The sequence below is a fragment of the Stenotrophomonas sp. WZN-1 genome (assembly GCF_002192255.1).
Classification (GTDB): Bacteria; Pseudomonadota; Gammaproteobacteria; order Xanthomonadales; family Xanthomonadaceae; genus Stenotrophomonas.
The window spans coordinates 658825-676735 of the sequence record NZ_CP021768.1 but is presented as its reverse complement, the minus strand read 5'-3'; the positions used below and the strand labels follow the sequence as shown (position 1 = coordinate 676735).

Sequence of the window (17911 nt, the reverse complement as noted above, 5' to 3'; positions counted from 1 at the left end):
TCTATCGGTTGGTGCCATCGCCCGGGGGCGGCGACGGTTGTTGCTGCTGTTGTTGCAGCTGGCGGCGACGGGCCTGGATGCGTTCGCGGATGGCCTGCATCTGCGCTTCGCTGGGACCGTTGTTGTTGGCCGGTGGTGTTTTTGCAGCTGTCGCCGCAGGCGCTGATGCATTGCCAGCGGGCGACGGCGACGGGGTTGCCGCGGCCGGTGGCGGCGCTGGCGGAGCGCCCGCCGGGGGCGGCACAACGATCGCACCTGCAGGCGGTGCACCATTGGCACCACGCAGCACCGTCGGCGGCTCACCGCCCTGGCCGTTGAACACCGCCAGTTCGAGGACCTGGTTGCCACCAGGGCCGATCACCGTGGCCTGGCGCGGCTGCAGCGCCACCAGCTGCCAGCCATCCACGGCTTCGCCGTTGAGGCGCAGGCGCAGCGAGCGGTTCTGTTCAGTGGTGAACGTGGCCATGCCGAAATCGCCGGTCAGCAGCACGCCGGTCAGGCGCAACGCGGCGCTGGCCGCCGGTTCGCTGCCACCCAGCAGATACGGCCGCGGCCTGCGATCCTCGGCGAACAGCGGGCGCTCACTGATCGCGCTGTAGCTGTCGGCGCTGGCCATGCGTTCGGCGGCCAACGGCGGCAGCACCGGCAGCGAAGGCACTGCATCGGCGTCGCCATCCGCACCTGGCAGCTGGCTGCCCAGCCCGAAGCCGGTCGCCAGCCAGACGGCGGCCGCCCAACCGGCCAACGCCAGCAGGAAGCCGGTGCGCAGGCTGATCTGTTCAAGCTTCATCGGCCACCTCCTGCCCGTCGGACGGGGCCGCCGGATTGGGCGCGGGTGCGGCCTCGTCCGGCGAAGCTGGTGGTGCCGGTACCGGTGCCGCAGCGGGTGCCGCAACCGTGCCGTCGGCGGCAGCTGGCAGCAGATAGCCGGCCAGCTCGAAGGACACGTCCAGGCCCAGCCCCGATTCGTTCGGCGATTGCTGGAAGCGCTGCGCGATCAGGTTGAGGTTGTCGACGAACAGGCGTGGGCTGCCGGTTTCCAGGCTGTGCAGCACGGTGGCCAGTTCGGCCACGCCGCAGCGCAGGCGCACCTGCATGGCGACGCGCACGAACTCGGCATCGCGCCGGTTGTCGGTCAGCGGCGTGCGGTTGCTGATGGTGCAGCTGCGGTTGCCCGGGCTGGCCATCGCCACTGCATCCTGCAGGCGGGCGCCCAATGCAGCGGCGGCGGCTTCGGCAGTGGCTTCGCGCAGGAAGCCCGGCCGCTGCTGCAGTGCCTCGCGGGTAGCGCGAAGGCGCTGTTCGATCTGCGGCTGCTGCTGCAGCTGCGCCTGCACGCGCGACTCGCGTTCGCGCAGGGCGGCGACATCGTCATCGATCGCCCGCAGCGGCTGGGTGAACCAGGGGTGCACCAGCAGCAGATAGGCCAGGCCCAGCACTGCCAGCAGCAGTGCCAGCGCCAGCCAGCGGTCACGGCGTGCGCTTGGCATCGGCATCGGCCGCCTCCGGGGTCGGTGCGGCAGCCGGCAACGGCTGCAGTTCGGCGGTCATGGTGAAGCGGTCGCGGCCACTGGCCGCGCCATCGGCCTGCAGCACCCCGGTCAGGTTGACCTTTCGCCACTGCGGTGCGTCCTGCAGCAGCTGCACCAGCTGCGATGCCTCGCGGCTCAGGCCGATCAGCTGCAGGTTGTTGTTCTCGATCGCCAGCTTTTCCAGGTAGGTACCTTCCGGCAGGCGCCGGGTCAGTTCGTTCCAGATCTCAACGGTACCGGCGCGCTGGCTGCGCTGCTTCTCCAGGAACGCGGCGCCATCGATCAGCGCCTGCAGTTGCGCGCGTTCGCTGGCCACGCCACGCGCACTGCGCGCGCTGCGCTCGACCTGTTCACGCAGCTCATCGGCGGCGGCCTGGCGGTTGTCGAGCAGCTGCACCGCGGCCAGTACCAGCATCACCACGGCAGCCACGGCCAGCAGCAGGTTCCAGCGCCGCATCGGGTCTGGCCGCAGTTGGCGCTGCGCGGGCGGCAGCAGGTTCACCTGCAGCACGTTGCCCTGCGCATCGATGGCATCGACGCCCGCCAGCGCATCGGCCCATGGGCCCACACCGGTGCGCCATGCGTCCAGCTGCCGCAATGGCCACGCCACCAGTTCGACCTGCAGCTGGCCTTCGCCGCCCGCGCCGAGTTCACGCACGTCATAACTGACCTGGGACGATTCAAACGGGGTCTGCCGGTCAATCTCGAAACCGACCACGGCACGCAGGCGGTCGGCCGCTGCAGCGGGCAGGCGCAGGCTACGGCGCAGGACGTCCGCTGCCGGCAACAGCCACACCCGCGGCAGAGTGCGCAGGCGAGGCTCCAGCACGCGGTCCAGGTCCACCGGCGACAGCGGCCACGGCAGGCGCGCCACCGCTTCGCGGCGTTCGCCGGCTTCACGCCAGACCTGCAGCTGGTCGCCCTCGTGCTGCAGCAGCAGGCGTGCCTGGCCCCAGCCCAATGCCCATTGCCAGCGCACCGGCACCCAGGCCAGCAGCGACTGCCGCCACCAGCGCAGGAAACGGCCAGCGCCCGGGCCGATCCGGCCCTGCACCTGCCGCAGAGTGTCCTGCCACGCCGTCATCTTGCTGTCATTCCCTGCTCCCAGCGAAGCACTGTGTAGGTCCGCCCGGGAACCCCGCCCGAGCCACTGCGTACCACTGCCTGCAACACCGACCTGCGTCCACTGCTGTCGATGGCAACGGACTCGATACTATAGGTGCCGCTGCTGCTGGCAAGCGTTGGCGTGCCACCAGCGGAATCTGCATCACGCTCCTGCTGTGCGCGCTGCGCCATCACCATGTCCGCATCCAGGCCCAGCGCGGTCAGCACCGGCGCGCTGGCGAACTGCGGATCCGGCCGTGCCTGGCGGCTGTACAGGGTCAGGTGCGGCAGCATCGCCCGGTACAGCGGTCCGCGCATGCCCAGTACCCGCTGCAGCTCGCCCAGGGTCTCGAACCGCTTGTTGCGCGGGCCGTAGGGCAATCCGGCTGCGGCGTAGTCCTGCGCTTCGGCGCCACCGCCCGGCTGCAGCAGGCTGTCTTCGTCGCGCCAGTCGATGATGGCCCCGGCCAACTGCCGGGCCTGGGCATCGTCTTCGCCAAGCGCCTTGAGGAAGGCCGTCAGCAGCGCCGCATCGGCCAGGTTCAGGTTGATCTTGCCGTTCTCGTCCAGCACCTTGATCTCGATGCTGGCGTCGTCGAACTGCCAACGGTAGGTACGGCCATCGGCACGCCAGGGCGCCCGTTGCGGATCGGCTGACAGACGCAGCAGGGCATATTCGAGGCCAGCGCGCGCACGTTCCTGCCCGCGTGCATCGTCATCCAGCACGCGCTGCTGCAGGTGCTCGACCCGTGCGCTCAGCGCGAACGCGCCGACCAGCGCCGTCATCAACGCGATCAGCCACAGCACCAGCACCAATGCCGCCCCACGCTGACGGCTCATCGTGCACCTCCACTGCCGCCGGCACGCGGCGCCACCACCAGCGGCGGCCACGGTGCGCCCCGGGAGGGCACGATCTGGATTTCCACCAGCATCGGCAGGCGGCGGGTGTCGTCCCAGCGCGGCAGCCAGTCGGTCACCTGCCCGGTGCTGGCATCGATGCCGCGATAGCGCAGCTGCACCGACTTCAGGTTCTCCACCAGCACCTCGGGCGGGCGCGGCGGATTCTCGGCGATGCGCTCGCCTTCCTGCAGCAGTACCAGGTCCAGCAGCAGGCGCTGCCGACCATCGCGTCCGTCCACCTGCAGCGCGTGCAGGTAGGGGCCGCCACGGCCGAGGTAGCCGGGCAGGTCGGCAGCGAACAACATGCGTTGCTCCTCGCCCTGGAAGAAGACCGGTTCGCGGGTGGGGTCCGGGACCTCCAGCGGGATGCGCAGTGCGCCCGCCAACTGCCTGCGCAGCAGCGACTCGACCGCGCGCATGCGTTCGCTTTCGGCGGCAATCTGCTCGCCGCGCTGGCTGACCGCCATCGCCGAGCGCACGCTGGCAAAGGCCAGTGCCAGGCCGCCGGCCAGCAGCACGGTGGCCAGCATCACTTCGACCAGGGTGAAACCTGTGGCGCGGCGCCTCACCGTGCATTCTCCAGGTCGGGCGGCAACAGGCGCAGGCTGCGCCAGCGCAGCTGCTCGCGCTCGCTGTCGCCCCAGCGCACCTGCAACTGCAGCTCCGCCAGCCATGGGGTGCCCGGTGACGTTGCCTGCACGACGTTGCCGGCGCGTGGCTCCACCCACGGCTGAACCTGCAGTTCCCAGTGATAGCGCCCCTGTTCCCAGTCACCCTGCTGGCTGCCCACCTGCAACGGCGCGTCGACACCGGCCTCGGCCAGCAACGATTGTGCATGCAGCACCGCGCGCGTGCGCAGCTCGGCATCACGTACCTGCCTGGCGCCGCCGGACAGGCTGCCCAGCAGCAGGGTCAACGCCAAGCCCAGCAGGGCGAAGGCGATGATCACTTCCAGCAGGGTGAAGCCACGCGCGCGCCGCTTCATTGCGCCCGCCAGGGGCCGGAGCGGACCTCGCCGGTCAGCCAGCCGACGTCGACGCGCCATTCGGCACCGTCGCGCTGCAACCGGATGCGACCACCGCTGGAGCCACCATCGGGATGGAATTCGATTACCCCCTGCCCCGGCGCGGTGGCCAGCTGGGCGGCACCTTCGAACTTCACCTGCAGCTGTGCCGGGACCTCACCGTGGCGCTGGTTGGCCCCTTCCCAGCGGCGCCGTGCCGGTTCGATCACGAAGCGCTGCGGTTCGCCGCGGGCGATTGCCTGCGCGCGCACCATGCGCAGCTGGTTGGCGATGTCCTTGCCGGCGCTGCGCAGCTGCATGCCGGCGAAACCGCGCGACAGGCCAGCGGCCGTGATCAGGCCGATCGCCGCGATCAGTGCGATCACCAGCAGCATTTCCAGCAGCGACAGTCCGGCCGCGCGCCTGCCGTGCAGGCGCGGGTGGGGCAACCGGCGCGGCAGGAAATACGTCATGCGCGGTTACGGCTGGTAGCGGATGTCAGCGTCGACACTGCTGCCGCCGGCCTTGCCATCCTTGCCCAGGCTGACCAGCTCATAGGGTTGGCTTTCGCCCGGCGCGCGGTATTCGAGCGCATGGCCCCACGGGTCGTTCAGGTCGGCAGGCTTGGCGTACGGGCCCAGCCACCCGCCGACGCCGGCCGGTGCCGTCACCAGGTCGTTGAGCGTGCCCGGCAGCTTGCCGGTGTCGATCTGGTAGTTGTCGATCTTGGACGCGACAGTCTGCACCTGCGCCTTGGCGATGTTGGCCTTGCCGCGGTCGGCGCCGCCCAGCACGCGGCTGGCGACCAGGGTCAGTACCGCACCGATCAGCACGATGACGATGATGATTTCCAGCAGGCTCATGCCCGACTGGTTGCGCGCGGCGGTGAAGGAAAGGCGGATCGGTCGGCGACGGGCAATCATGGTCGGTCCTTTCAGTTGCGGAGTGTCGGGGTTGCAGGGAGTGCCATCGTCAACCGATGGCATTGGTCAGGTCGTACAGCGGCACCAGCACGGCCACGATCACCGCGCCGACCACCGAGGCCAGCACCAGGGTGATCGCCGGCACCATCGCCGCCAGCATGCGGTCGATGCGCCGGGCGCTGTCCTGTTCGAACGTGTCGGCGGCTTTCAGCAGCATGGTATCGAGCGCGCCGGATTCCTCGCCGACCTGGATCATCTGCAGGGCCAGGCGCGGGAACCGCTTGCCGCGCGACAGTGCCAGTGACAGCCCGGCACCGTTCTTGACTTCATCGGCAGCCGTTTCCACGTCGGCGGCCAGCGCGCGGTTGCCCAGCACGTTGCGGGCGATGCCCAGCGCACCCAGCAGCGGCACGCCATTGCGCAGCAGCGTCCCCAGCGTACGCGCCAGCCGCGCGGTTTCCAGCTCGCCGACGAGGCGGCCGATGCCACGCCGCTGCAGCAGCCAGCCGTCCAGCGCCAGCCGGAACGCGGGTTGCCGCGCCTTGCGCTCGAAGAACAACACCACCAGCGCCGGCACCACCAGCAGCAGCACCCACCAGTCGCGCACGAACAGGCCCAGCTGCAGCACGGCGTTGGTGAACCACGGCAGTGCCACGTCCAGGCTCTCGTACATCTGCGCGAACTGCGGCACCACATAGCCAAGCAGGAACAACAGTGCACCACCGACCACCACCAGCAGGATCGCCGGGTAGACCAGTGCGTTGATGACCTTGCCCTGCAGCGCGCGGCTGCGCTCGAGGTAGTCGGCCAGGCGCTGCAGGGTTTCATGCAGGCTGCCACCGGCCTCGCCGGCACGCACCATGTTCACGTACAGGCGCGAGAACAGCCCATGCTGGCGTTCCAGCGCGGTGGACAGCGGTGCACCTCCGCGCACTACGTCGCGGATGTCGGTGATCGCGCGGCGTGATCGTTCGTCCTCGGGCAGGCCAAGCAGGATCGACAGCGCGCGATCCAGCGGCTGGCCGGCACCGAGCAGGGTCGCCAGCTGCTGGGTGAACTGCAGCAATGCGGCACCCTGCAGCGGGCGCTGCTGCAGCAGGTTGCGCCAGCTGCTGCCACCGATCGCGCCAGCATCGGCCAGCTGCGTCTCCATCGGCAGGTGGCCCTGGTCCTGCAGGCGCGCGATCAGCTCGGCCTCGCTGGCCGCTTCCATCTGCCCGTCGAAGACCTCGCCATGCGGATTGAGCGCCTTGTAGCGATAGTTCGGCATGTCAGCCCCGGCGTCCTGCGCGCATCAGCTTTCCTCGGTCACGCGCAGCACTTCCTCGATGGTGGTCTGCCCGCTCAACGCCTTGGACAGGCCATCTTCGTACATGGTGCGCATGCCAGCTTCGCGGGCGATGCGCTCGATCTCGCCCATGCCATCGCGACGCATCACCGCACGGCGCAGCGCATCGTTCATCACCAGGAATTCCATGATGGTGGTGCGCCCCAGGTAGCCGGTCGGCGCCAGCGCTGAGGGCTTCGGGCGATACAGGTGGATCGGCCCTTCCGGCTGCAGGCGGCGCAGCTCGAACCGCTCGATCTCCTCCGGCGAAGCGGCATAGCGCTCGGCGTGGGTCGGCTCCAGCCGGCGCACCAGGCGCTGGGCCAGGATGCCGTTGATGGTGGAGGTGAGCAGGTAGTCTTCCACGCCCATGTCGAGCAGTCGGGTGATGCCACCGGCTGCATTGTTCGTGTGCAGGGTGGACAGCACCAGGTGGCCGGTCAGCGCCGACTGGATGGCGATGCGCGCGGTTTCCAGGTCGCGCATTTCGCCGATCATGATGATGTCCGGATCCTGGCGGACGATGCTGCGCAGGGCGTTGGCGAAATCGAGGCCGATCTGCGGCTTGGCCTGGATCTGGTTGATGCCCTCGATCTGGTATTCGACCGGGTCCTCGACCGTGATGATCTTGACGTCAGCGGTGTTGAGCTGGCTCAGCGCGGTGTACAGCGTGGTGGTCTTGCCCGAGCCGGTGGGGCCGGTCACCAGCAGGATGCCGTGCGGCTGTTCCAGCACTTTGCGGAACTGCGGCAGGAAGGCGTCGGTGAAGCCAAGGCGGTGGAAATCGAATACCACCGTTTCGCGGTCCAGCAGGCGCATCACCACGCTTTCGCCATGCGCGGTAGGCACGGTGCTTACGCGCAGGTCCAGCTCCTTGCCCTGCACGCGCAGCATGATGCGGCCGTCCTGCGGCAAGCGGCGCTCGGCGATGTTGAGCCGGGCCATGATCTTGATGCGGCTGATCACTGCGGCAGTGAGGTTGGCCGGCGGGCTTTCGCCCTCCACCAGCACGCCATCGACGCGGTAACGGACCTTCAGCCGGCTCTCGAACGGCTCGACATGGATATCCGAAGCGCGCAGCTCGACCGCTCGCTGGATCACCAGGTTGACCAGGCGGATCACCGGCGCTTCCGAGGCGAGGTCGCGCAGGTGTTCGATGTCGTCCACCGCACCACCTTCACCGTCGGCAGTCTCGACAATCGCGCCCATCGCGCTGCGGCCCTGGCCGAACCAGCGCTCGACCAGATCATCGATCTCCGCGCGCATGCCCAGCACCGGCGTCACCGGTACGCCCAGTGCCAGCTGCACGGCCTGCTGTGGATAGGCGTCGTGGGCATCGGCCAGCCACAGCCGCACCCCGTGTTCATCCAATTCCAGCGGGCACACGTGGAACTGCTTCAGGAAGCGCAGCGACAGCGGCAGCCCCTCGGCCAGCGCCTGCGGCGGGGCCTCCGGCACCTGCTTGCCTTCCAGCAGCGGCAGGCCCAGCACCTCGGCGCTGGCCTGTGCCTGGTCGCGTTCAGACACCAGGCCCAGGCGCACCAGCAGGCCCAGCAGGCTGCCACCGGCCTCGGCGTGCAACGGCCGCGCGCGTGCCAGGTCTCCTTCCTTGAGCCGGCCGCGCGCCAGCAACGCATCCAGGATGCGGCCTTCGGCGTCGTCGGTAACGGTTGCAGCGAGCGCGTTCACGTGACTCTCCTGTCAATCGGCCCGACTTTAGCAGTTAAGCCGTGATTTCCGCCGCCCTGCGGCCACCTTTCGTAAAAAGACGAAGCCCGTCACACAGGATGACGGGCTTCGGCCATTCAACTACGACACGAGGTGCTTACTGCGTGGCGAGAATGCTCACACCGTTGTAGGCGGCTTCGCCCACCACCTTGATGTAGTACGTGCCGGCCACCGGCTTGTTCACCCGTACCGTTTCGGACGTGCCGGGACGGGTCGACTTGCCGTCGTTGTCGCTGGCGCTCGGCTCGCGTCCCTGGGCGATGTAGACCGAGACGTTGCCGGTGCCACCGTAGGTGATCACGCTGAGCTGCTTGCCGGCGACAGCTTCGAAGCTGTACAGGCGGCTGCTGGCGGCAGCGCCGCTGAGGCCACCGACCGCGGCCTTGTTGGTCAGCGGCGTCGCCACCGGCCCACAGTTCTCGGTGCACGGTTCTTCCAGTGCCTTGGCCAGCGCGGCCTTGGCGTCGAGAATACCGGTACCGATCGGGGTGGCCGCCGGAATGGCGACCGGGAACGGACGTGCGGTTTCCTTCAGCAGGGTGCGCATCGCCGCCGGGGCCAGCGGATCCTTGCCCTTGGCGATCAGCGCGCTCTGCACCAGTGCAGCGACGGCGGCCACGTGCGGCGAAGCCATCGAGGTACCGCCCATCCCCATGTAGCTGTAGCTGCCTGACTCCGGGGTGGTGGCCGCATCGGACCCGGACTGCCACACATAGCCTCCCGGGTTGCCATCGACACTGCCACCACCGCCTGGCCCGGACAGGTCAACGCGGGTGCCGTAGTTGGAGTAGTAGGTGATGCCGCCGGTGATACGGGTGGCACCCACGGTCACCACGCCCTCGCAGCTCGCCGGGCGGTACTTGGAGGCGTTGTCGGTTTCGTTGCCCGCCGCCACGACCACCGTGGTGCCACGCGAGATCGCGCCGTTGATCGCGTCCTGGTAGGTGCCATCGCAGCTGCCGCTGCCGCCCAGGCTCATGTTGATGATCTCGGCCGGATTGGCGTTGGCGGGGACGCCCGTCACCGTACCGCCGGAGGCCCAGGTGATGGCATCGGCAATATCGGACAGGTAGCCACCGCACTTGCCGAGCACGCGGACCGGCAACACCTTGGCCTTGTGCGCCACGCCGGCCATGCCAACGCCATTGTTGGTCTGCTCGGCAACGGTGCCGGCCACATGGGTACCGTGCCACGAACTGTCTTCGGCCAGCGAGCCGTTGTAGCACTCGTTGTCGTTCTCGACCCAGTCGCCATAATCCTGCGCGCCTGGCACGCGGTCGTCGGTGGCACGGCGCGAGGTCTCGGCATCGCTGATGAAGTCGTAGCCTTCCAGCAGGTTGCCGACCAGGTCCGGATGCTGGGGCAGGATGCCGGTGTCGAGCACCGCCACCACTACGCCTTCGCCCTGCGACACGTCCCACGCCGACGGTGCGTTGATGCCGCCGGTAGCGTTGTGCAGGTGCCACTGATACTGCTGGTAGTACGGGTCGTTCGGCGCCAGTGCCGGCTGCACGTCGCCCGCGCGCAGTTCACTGCGGCGCAGCTTCACGTCGGCCTCGGCGTACTGCACGGCAGGGTCGGCCTTCAGCTCCTTCAGTACGCGCTGCAGTTCAGCCGGGGCCAGGCGGCCCTGCAGGCGGATCACATCGGCGCCGATGCCGAGCTTGCGCACGACCTGCGGGCCGAGCGTGCTGGCCCGGGCAGTGCCACCGGACAGGCTGGCGCGGGTCAGCGCCGACTGCACGGTGGACAGCTTGGCCGAACGGTCACCCGCCGCAGCGGTGCCGGCACGGTACTTGACGATGATGCGCTGGGTGCCCGGCTCGGCGGTGCTGGCCTGGCGCACCGGCTCACGGGTCGGCAGGCCGGCGGCGTGGACGGCCCCGACAGCCGTCATCGACAGCACGGCGGCGGCAAGCACATTGATGCGAAGGTTCTGCTTCTTGATCACGTCGAATTCCTCTTCTGGGTCATGGATCGAACCAACACTGCGGCCATCATTCCTTGACGACTCCCGGCCGGCCCAGCCGGGATTGCCGTGACCTCCCCCCAGGCCCTCATTGCAGGTGTGGCGCCGGCGTGGGTGGCCGCCGGCGCAATGGAGTGGTTTACCAGCCGAAGCCGGCACCGACGCCGACCGAACTGTCGTCACTGCTGAAGGCGCCGCCGAAGGTGACCGTGGCGCGATCGCTGATCGCGCGCTGGTAACCCAGCGACAGCGCCGATTCGCCGCCCTGGAAACCGATGCCGACACCCACACGGTTCTGGGTACGGATACCGGCGGCACTGGTGGCCATGTTGAGCATCGCGGCACTCATCGCGCCTTGGCGGTCGATGCGGCGGTCCATGTGGCGCAGGCGTCCATCGATCTCGCCCTTGAACACATCGAAGCTATCGGCAACGGCCTGCACGCGGCTGTCTGTGTAGCTGTTGGCGGTGGCCATGCCACGATCAAGCTGGCCCTTGTTGACGGCGTCGGTAGCGGTGGTGCCAGCGGCGACGTTGGTGACCTGGCGCTCGTTGCCTTCGCTGCCCACCGAGACCGTGTTGGCACGATCGGCAACCGAACCCTGGCCCAGTGCCACGGCATTGGCTGCAGTGGCGCTGGCGCCCTGGCCGATGGCCGTGGACGAAGCGCCACTGGCCACGGCGCCATCGCCCATGGCCACGGCGTTGAAGCCGGTGGCCGGGGTGCCGACCGGAATGCCCGCCCCCGCCGCAGCCACCGTCGGCGTGCCCTGCACGCGTGCGGTACTGGCCGGTGCAGCATCGGCCGTTGCCGGCGCGTCGGCCACGCTGGCCAGCGGGCTTTCATCCAGCGAAGCACTCATTGCACGCAGGCTGGAAGCACCTGCGCGCGTGCCACCTGAGGTACGACGGTCGATCTCGCTGACCTTGCGGTCCAGCGCACCCAGCGCATCGCCGACGTTGCTGTACGTCGCGCCCTGGATCACGTAGTTCGGCGCCACGAACACACCCTGCATGCCGACGCTGGCACCACCGCCGAGGAAGCTGGCGGCATCACTGAGCGACTGGAACAGCTGCCCGCCATTGATCGCCTGGCGGCTGCCGGCGGCGATGCTGCCCGCACCGACGTTGTCGATGGTGGTGCCCTGGAAACCGGACAGGGTCAGGCGATCACGGCTGGCGTCGTCATAGCCGACAGCGCTGGCCGCCGTGGTCTCGACCGTGGCGATGCGCGAGTCGAAATCACCGACGCGGGTTTCCACTGCGCCCACGCGCTGGTTGGTGACGTTGAGCTGGGAGCCGGTGATCGCATCGGTGCTGCCGGCGGCGATGCGGCCGTCGGCCACATTGACGATGCGCCGCGTGGCCGGGCCATCGGTGCCGTTGCCACCGCCCACCGACACCACGTTGGCATCCAGCGCGCGCGAGCCCGCACCCAGCGCTACCGAGTTCGCACCGGATGCACCGGCGCTGTTGCCCAGTGCAAGCGCACCATTGCCGATCGCCATCGCGTTGGCACCCAGCGCATTGCTGCGTGCGCCGCTGGCACTGGCTGCCGAACCGATCGCGGCGGCATCGCTGCCGCTGGCACTGGCCGTACCACTGCCGGTGGCCTTGATGTAGCGCGCCGTGCCATCAGCCGTTGCGGCAACCGCATCAAGCTGGCCGCGGTTGACTGCATCGGTGCGCTCGGTACCGGCGGCGACGCGGGTGATCTGACGATCACTGCTGGCGCTGCCCACCGACACGGTGTTGGCACGATCGGCCACCGAACCTGCGCCCAGTGCGATGCTGCCGGCCGCCGACGCATTGGCACTGACACCCACCGCGGTGGCATTGGCGCCGGTGGCCTTGCTGCCGTAGCCCACCGCAGTACCGAGGCGACCACTGGCTTCGGCGTAGCTGCCCAGCGCCGAGGCACCGTCGGCCGAGGCAGTGGCGCGGAAACCACTGGCCTGCGACTGCGTGCCGCTGGCCGTGGCCTGCGCACCGCTGGCGGTGCTGTAGGCGCCCTTGGCCTGGGCGCCAGCACCACTGGCACTGGAACCGAGTTCGCTGGCGCTGGCACCGCTGCCCACGGCCACACTGTCGACACCACTGGCCTGCGCGTTGGTGCCCAGAGCCGCCGCGTTGTTGCCGGTCGCCAGGGCATCGACGCCTACCGCCGTGGCGTTGGCAGCCAGCGCGTTGGCACCACTGCCCAGCGCGGTGGCGCCGTTGCCGATGGCATTGGCCGCGTTGCCGGCGGCCAGTGCGTTGTCACCGTCCACCAGGGCGCCGGCCTCGCCATCCGCGTTGCCGCTGGCCTGGAACTGGCGGCTGGTCTTGTCGGCAACGCTGGCAACCGCATCCAGCTGGCCCTTGTTCACCGCGTCGGTCGCTTCGGTACCCGCCGCCACGTGAGTCACCTGGCGCTCACCGCCCGTCGTGCCCACGGCCACGGAATTGTCGCGCTCAGCCTTGGAACCGGCACCGAGCGCCACGCTGTTCAACCCACTGGCGGTGGCGCTGGCACCCAACGCGGTGGCATCCGCCGCATCCGCCCACGAATTCCAGCCGATGGCCGTGGCGTAGTCTTCGGTGGCCCACGCACCCGCACCAAAGGCTGCGGCGCCGGTGCCGCTGGCACGCGACGGGATCAGGCCGAAGAACGTGCTGCCACCGATGGCGACGCTCTCCTCGCCGCTGGCTTCGCTGGACTGGCCCACCGCGACAGCACCGGTACCGGCTGCGGCGGCACCGAAGCCGACGGCGGTCGTGTTGGCACCGCTGGCCGCCGAGCCGTAGCCCAATGCGGTACCGAGGCGGCCACTGGCCTCGGCATAGCCACCGACGGCGGTGGTGCCATCGGCGGAGGCGGCACTGCGGAAGCCACTGGCCAGTGCCTGCGTGCCGCTGGCGTTGGATTCGGTGCCGGCTGCCGTGCTGTACGCACCGCTGGCCTGTGCACGCGCACCGACTGCGCTTGCGCCCAGTTCACTGGCGCTGGCGCCAGTGCCGAGCGCAAGGCTGTCTTCACCGGTGGCCTGTGCGGTGCTGCCCAGCGCCGCCGCGTTGTTGCCGGTGGCCAGTGCATCGATACCCACGGCCGTGGCATTGGCGGCCAGCGCGTTGGCACCGCTGCCAAGCGCGGTGGCACCGTTGCCGATGGCGTTGGCCGCATCACCGGCCGCCAGCGCGTTGTCCCCCTCGACCAGCGCCCCCGTTTCGCCATCGGCGTTGCCGCTGGCCTGGAACTGCTTGCTGGTCTTTTCCGCTGCTGCGGCTACGGCATCGAGCTGGTTCTTGTTGACCGCATCATTGCCCTGCGTGCCATCGGCCACGTTGGTGATCTGGCGGGTGTTGCCACCGCCGCCCACCGATACGGTGTTGTCGCGGTCCGCGATCGAATCGGCACCCAGCGCCACGCTGTTGGCACCGCGCGATTCGGCGGCGTTGCCCAGCGCGGTGCTGTTGATGCCACCGGACCAGGCGCCGCCACCGACGGCGGTGGAGTAGTTGCCCGATGCTTCGGTGGCCAGCACACCGAACAGCGATCCACCGACGGCGACGCTGTTGGTGCCGGTGGCCAGGCTGCCCTGGCCAGTGGCGGTGCTGTAGGCACCGGAGGCTTGCGAATCACCGCCCAGCGCCACGCTGTTGGAACCGGAGGCATTGGCGAAGTTGCCGAAGGCGGTGGCGTTGAACGCCGACGCCTGCGCATAGCCACCGATGGCAGTGCTGTAGCCACCCGTCGCTTCGGCACCGATACCGAACGCTGCCGACGCAGTGCCACTGGCGACGCTTTCGCCGCCGACCGCCGTGGCGCCGCTGCCACTGGCGTTGCTGAAGTAACCCACCGCCACGGCCTCCTCGCCGGAGGCTTCGGACAGCACGCCGGTAGCGGTGCTGCCTGCGCCGCTTGCGATGCTGGCCGCACCGAACGCCGCGCTCTGCTCGCCACTGGCCTCGCTTTCCGCACCCTGCGCGGTCGCGTATTCACCGGTCGCCTGCGCGTTGGCACCGACCGCGCTGGCATTGGCGGCGCTGGCCAGGGCATTGAAGCCCAGTGCCTGCGCATTGTTGGCCAGCGCGTTGGCGCCGCTGCCGAGTGCGGTGGCCCCGTTGCCGATGGCGTTGGCCGCATCACCGGCGGCCAGCGCGTTGTCACCGTCCACCACTGCACCGGCCACATCGTCGCCGTTGCCGCTGGCCTGGAAGAAGCGGCTGGTGGTGGTGGCGGTGCTCGCCACCGCATCCAGCTGCGCCTTGTTCACCGCGTCGGTGGCCTGGGTGCCGGCAGCGACGTTGGTCACCTGGCGCTCGTTGCCAGTGCTGCCCACCGATATCGTGCGTGCGCGGTTGGCGACCGAGCCGGCGCCCAGTGCGACGGCGTTGCTGGCGCTGGCATTGCTGCCGGCACCGAGCGCGATCGCGCTTTCACCGCCGGCCACCGTGTTGGTGCCGATGGCGATGCTGTTGAGACTGTTGCCCAGCGCCTGGAAGCCGAGCGCCACGCTGTTGTCGCCATAACCGAATGCGCCGCGACCGACGGCGGTGGAACTGGCGCCGTTGGCCCAGCTGTTGTAACCGATGGACGTCGCACCACTGCCACTGGCCCAGGCCGCGTTGCCGAATGCCGAGGCATTGGTGGCCGTCGCCCATGCGCCGGAACCGAAGGCGCTCGCGCCGCTGGCGGTGGCCCAGCTGTAACCACCAACGGCGGTGCTGTCGTCACTGCTGGCGAAAGCGCTGTCGCCGACCGCGACCGCGTAGCTGCCGGTCGCACGCGATTTGCCACCGGCCGCGAAGCTGTTGTCTCCGCTGGCCCTGGCGGCATTGCCGAACGCACTGCTGGCAGCGCCGGTCGCCTGCGCACCGCTGCCGACCGCCGTGGCGTCGGCGACGGCGGTGGTACCTACCTGCTGCGCCGTGCCGTCGTCACCGATGATCGGCTGGTTGTATTCGTCGTAGGCCTGGCCGAGGCCACCGATGGCAACACCGCCATTGCCGGTGGCGTTGCTGTTGCGACCCACCGCCACGGCGTCATCACCGATGGCCGAGGCCGCTGCACCATACGCAACCGCGCCGGCGCCGATCGCATTGCTCGACGAACCCGCCGCAACCGCACCTTCGCCGTCGGCCAATGCACCGGCATCGCTGCCTGCTTCCGGCTGGGCCTGGAAGAAGCGCGCGGTGCTGTCGGCGGTGCTGGCCACGGCATCGAGCTGGGCCTTGTTCACTGCATCCGTCGCTTCGCTGCCAGCGGCAACGCTGGTGATCTGCCGCTCGTTGCCGGCGCTGCCCACCGCCACGCTGTTGGCGCGGACGGCTTCGGAATTCGCGCCCAGTGCAACGCTGTTGGCACCGCGTGCGGTGGCGTAGTAGCCCACGGCGGTGCTCTGCGCGCCGCTGGCCCAGGTCTGCGCGCCGAGCGCGCTGGCGTTCTCGCCCGGCGCATAGGCGAAGTAGCCGACCGCAGTCGCTTCGGCGCCGGACGCTTCGGTCAGGCTGCCGTTGGCCACCGCGCGATCACCGCTGGCGATGGCGCCGGCGCCGACCGCGGTGGCCGCTTCGCCGCTGGCCTGGGTCTGCACGAAGAAGCCCAGGCCCGGAATCAGATCGGCCGGGCCACCGATGGCCACGCTGCTGGTGCCGGTGGCGTTGCTCTGCGTACCCAGCGCGGTGGAGTAGTCACCGATGGCATTGGCAACCGCGCCGAACGCGGACGACTGCGCGCCGGCGGCATATGCACCAACGCCATAGGCCGACGCGGCGAAACCACCGGCCTCGGCACTCGCACCCACGGCAGTACCACCGACGCCGGCACTGGTGGCGCCGGTTTCCACCGGCACGCCACCACTGGTGATCAGCGGGTTGCCATCGGCATCCACCGCAGCGCCACCCACGGCAACGCTGCCCGGGCCATTGGCCTGCGCGTTGTTACCGAACGCTGCACTGTTCTGGCCCGAGGCCAGTGCGTTGTTGCCCACGGCGGTGGCGTTCTGCGCGACGGCCGCAGCACCGGCGCCCACGGCCGTCGCGCCCTTGCCGATCGCATTGGCGGCCTCACCGGCCGCAAGCGCCTCGTCGCCCTCGGCCAGCGCGCCGGCATCACTGTCGCTGCTGCCGTTGGCCTGGAAACGCTTGGCGGTCGCCTCGGCCACGGCGGCAACGTCCTTCAACTGGCCGACGTTGACCGCGTCGGTCTCTTCGGTACCCGCAGCGACGCTGGTGATCTGCCGCGTCAGGCCATATTCGGCCGCGCCGACAGAGACGGTATCGACGCGGTCGGCCAGCGAGCCGGCACCCAGCGCCACGCTGCCGGTGGCAACCGCAGCGGAGTTCGAACCCAGCGCGGTGCTGTATTCACCGACGGCGGTGCTGAACGCTCCCACCGAGATCGATGCTTCGTTGGCGGCGGTAGCGCCGCGGCCCAGTGCGGTGCTGCCCGGGCCCATCGCCACGGCACCGCCGCCGACAGCCGTCGCGCCATCAGCGGTGGCTTCGGACAGCGCACCGAGCGCGGTGGCCGCGCCGTTCTCGCTGGCTGCGGTAGCGCTTGCGCCGACCGCGGTGTCGCCGAGACCGAATGCCGCCGCGCTCTGCCCGACCACCACGCTGGCATCGCCGATTGCCAAGGCACCCTGGCCGAACGCGCTTGCGCCCAGGCCAGCGGCAATGGCCTGGGTGCCGATGGCGGTGGTGGCGTTGGCCAGCGACTGTGCACCGGCGCCGGCCGCAACTGCGCCCTGCCCCTCGATCTTCGCCGCGTCGCTGTCGTCGCCTGCGCCGTCGGCCTTGAAATAACGGTTTCCATCTGCGGCGACATCCGCCAGCGCGGCCTGCGTGGCGCGCGCCTGCGCGTCCAGCTGCGCCTTGTTCACCGCATCGGTGCCCTGGCTGCCAGCGGCCACGTTGGTGATCTGCCGTTCCCTGCCGGCATCGCCGACGGACACGGTGTTGGCCCGCGTGGCCTTGGAGCCAGCGCCCAGCGCCACGCTGTTGGCGGCGCTGGCGCTGCTGTTGCTGCCGATCGCTACCGCGTTGCTGCCCTTGGCCGTGGCCGTGCCTTCGATCAGGCACTTTTCCAGCAGCTTGCCGCTGAATGCAACGCAGGTGGCGCTGCCGCCGATCTGCACCGACTGTGCCGTCGCGCTGCCGCTCATGCCCAATCCCAATACCAGGCCCAGTGCCACCGCCAGCAGCGCCGGCGAGGCCTGTGTCGCATCGCGGCGCTGGTCGACGACCCCGCCACTGCTGCTGTCGGAGGAGGCCAGTTCCGAGGCCACCACCAACTGACCCAATGCTTTGTTCCAGACCTTGCGATAAATCCGATTCATCGGTACGGCTCCTGATTGGACTGGTTTTGGGCAAAGCAACGCCACCGCTGAGCTTTCCGGCCCAACGTCCCCTGGGGGCGTTTATTCGCGTGATTTACTGCGGG

12 protein-coding genes are annotated in these 17911 nt (G+C 69.5%); all 12 read right to left on the bottom strand.

All coding sequences use genetic code 11. The features are described from left to right. Window position 1: 1 nt before the first annotated feature. Entirely contained in the window at window positions 2-790 is a 789-nt protein-coding gene (locus tag CCR98_RS03085) for a general secretion pathway protein GspN (RefSeq protein ID WP_087921491.1), read from the bottom strand. Next, a complete protein-coding gene (gene gspM / locus CCR98_RS03080; RefSeq protein ID WP_232463112.1) occupies window positions 780-1490 on the bottom strand; it encodes a type II secretion system protein GspM in 711 nt (236 codons plus the stop codon). The genes CCR98_RS03085 and gspM overlap by 11 nt, the downstream gene beginning before the upstream one ends. Continuing rightward, window positions 1471-2616, bottom strand: a complete 1146-nt coding sequence (locus CCR98_RS03075; protein ID WP_087921489.1) for a PilN domain-containing protein — start codon at window positions 2614-2616, stop codon at window positions 1471-1473. Before CCR98_RS03075 ends, gspM begins: the two co-directional genes overlap by 20 nt. Next, window positions 2613-3476: a general secretion pathway protein GspK gene (locus CCR98_RS03070; protein ID WP_087921488.1), complete on the bottom strand. Its 864-nt coding sequence runs from the start codon at window positions 3474-3476 to the stop codon at window positions 2613-2615. Before CCR98_RS03070 ends, CCR98_RS03075 begins: the two co-directional genes overlap by 4 nt. Continuing rightward, window positions 3473-4105 (bottom strand): type II secretion system protein J, encoded by a 633-nt coding sequence (locus CCR98_RS03065; protein ID WP_087921487.1) that lies wholly within the window; start codon window positions 4103-4105, stop codon window positions 3473-3475. The genes CCR98_RS03070 and CCR98_RS03065 overlap by 4 nt, the downstream gene beginning before the upstream one ends. Beyond that, window positions 4102-4521: a prepilin-type N-terminal cleavage/methylation domain-containing protein gene (locus CCR98_RS03060; protein WP_087921486.1), complete on the bottom strand. Its 420-nt coding sequence runs from the start codon at window positions 4519-4521 to the stop codon at window positions 4102-4104. The genes CCR98_RS03065 and CCR98_RS03060 overlap by 4 nt, the downstream gene beginning before the upstream one ends. Next, window positions 4518-5012, bottom strand: coding sequence for a GspH/FimT family pseudopilin (locus CCR98_RS03055; protein WP_087921485.1), 495 nt, complete (start codon window positions 5010-5012; stop codon window positions 4518-4520). Before CCR98_RS03055 ends, CCR98_RS03060 begins: the two co-directional genes overlap by 4 nt. Window positions 5013-5018: 6 nt before the next feature. Continuing rightward, window positions 5019-5462 carry a type II secretion system major pseudopilin GspG gene (gene gspG / locus CCR98_RS03050; RefSeq protein WP_087921484.1) on the bottom strand — a complete coding sequence of 148 codons (444 nt, stop codon included), beginning with the start codon at window positions 5460-5462 and terminating at the stop codon, window positions 5019-5021. Between the two features lie 49 nt (window positions 5463-5511). Next, window positions 5512-6732, bottom strand: a complete 1221-nt coding sequence (locus CCR98_RS03045) for a type II secretion system F family protein (RefSeq protein WP_014035932.1) — start codon at window positions 6730-6732, stop codon at window positions 5512-5514. Between the two features lie 24 nt (window positions 6733-6756). Continuing rightward, on the bottom strand, window positions 6757-8478 hold the full coding sequence (gene gspE / locus CCR98_RS03040; RefSeq protein WP_087921483.1) for a type II secretion system ATPase GspE: 1722 nt from the start codon (window positions 8476-8478) through the stop codon (window positions 6757-6759). A gap of 136 nt (window positions 8479-8614) precedes the next feature. Then, entirely contained in the window at window positions 8615-10468 is a 1854-nt protein-coding gene (locus CCR98_RS03035) for a S8 family peptidase (protein ID WP_087921482.1), read from the bottom strand. A 157-nt stretch (window positions 10469-10625) separates the two neighbouring features. After that, on the bottom strand, window positions 10626-17807 hold the full coding sequence (locus CCR98_RS03030; protein WP_087921481.1) for an ESPR-type extended signal peptide-containing protein: 7182 nt from the start codon (window positions 17805-17807) through the stop codon (window positions 10626-10628). Between the last annotated feature and the right edge of the window lie 104 nt (window positions 17808-17911).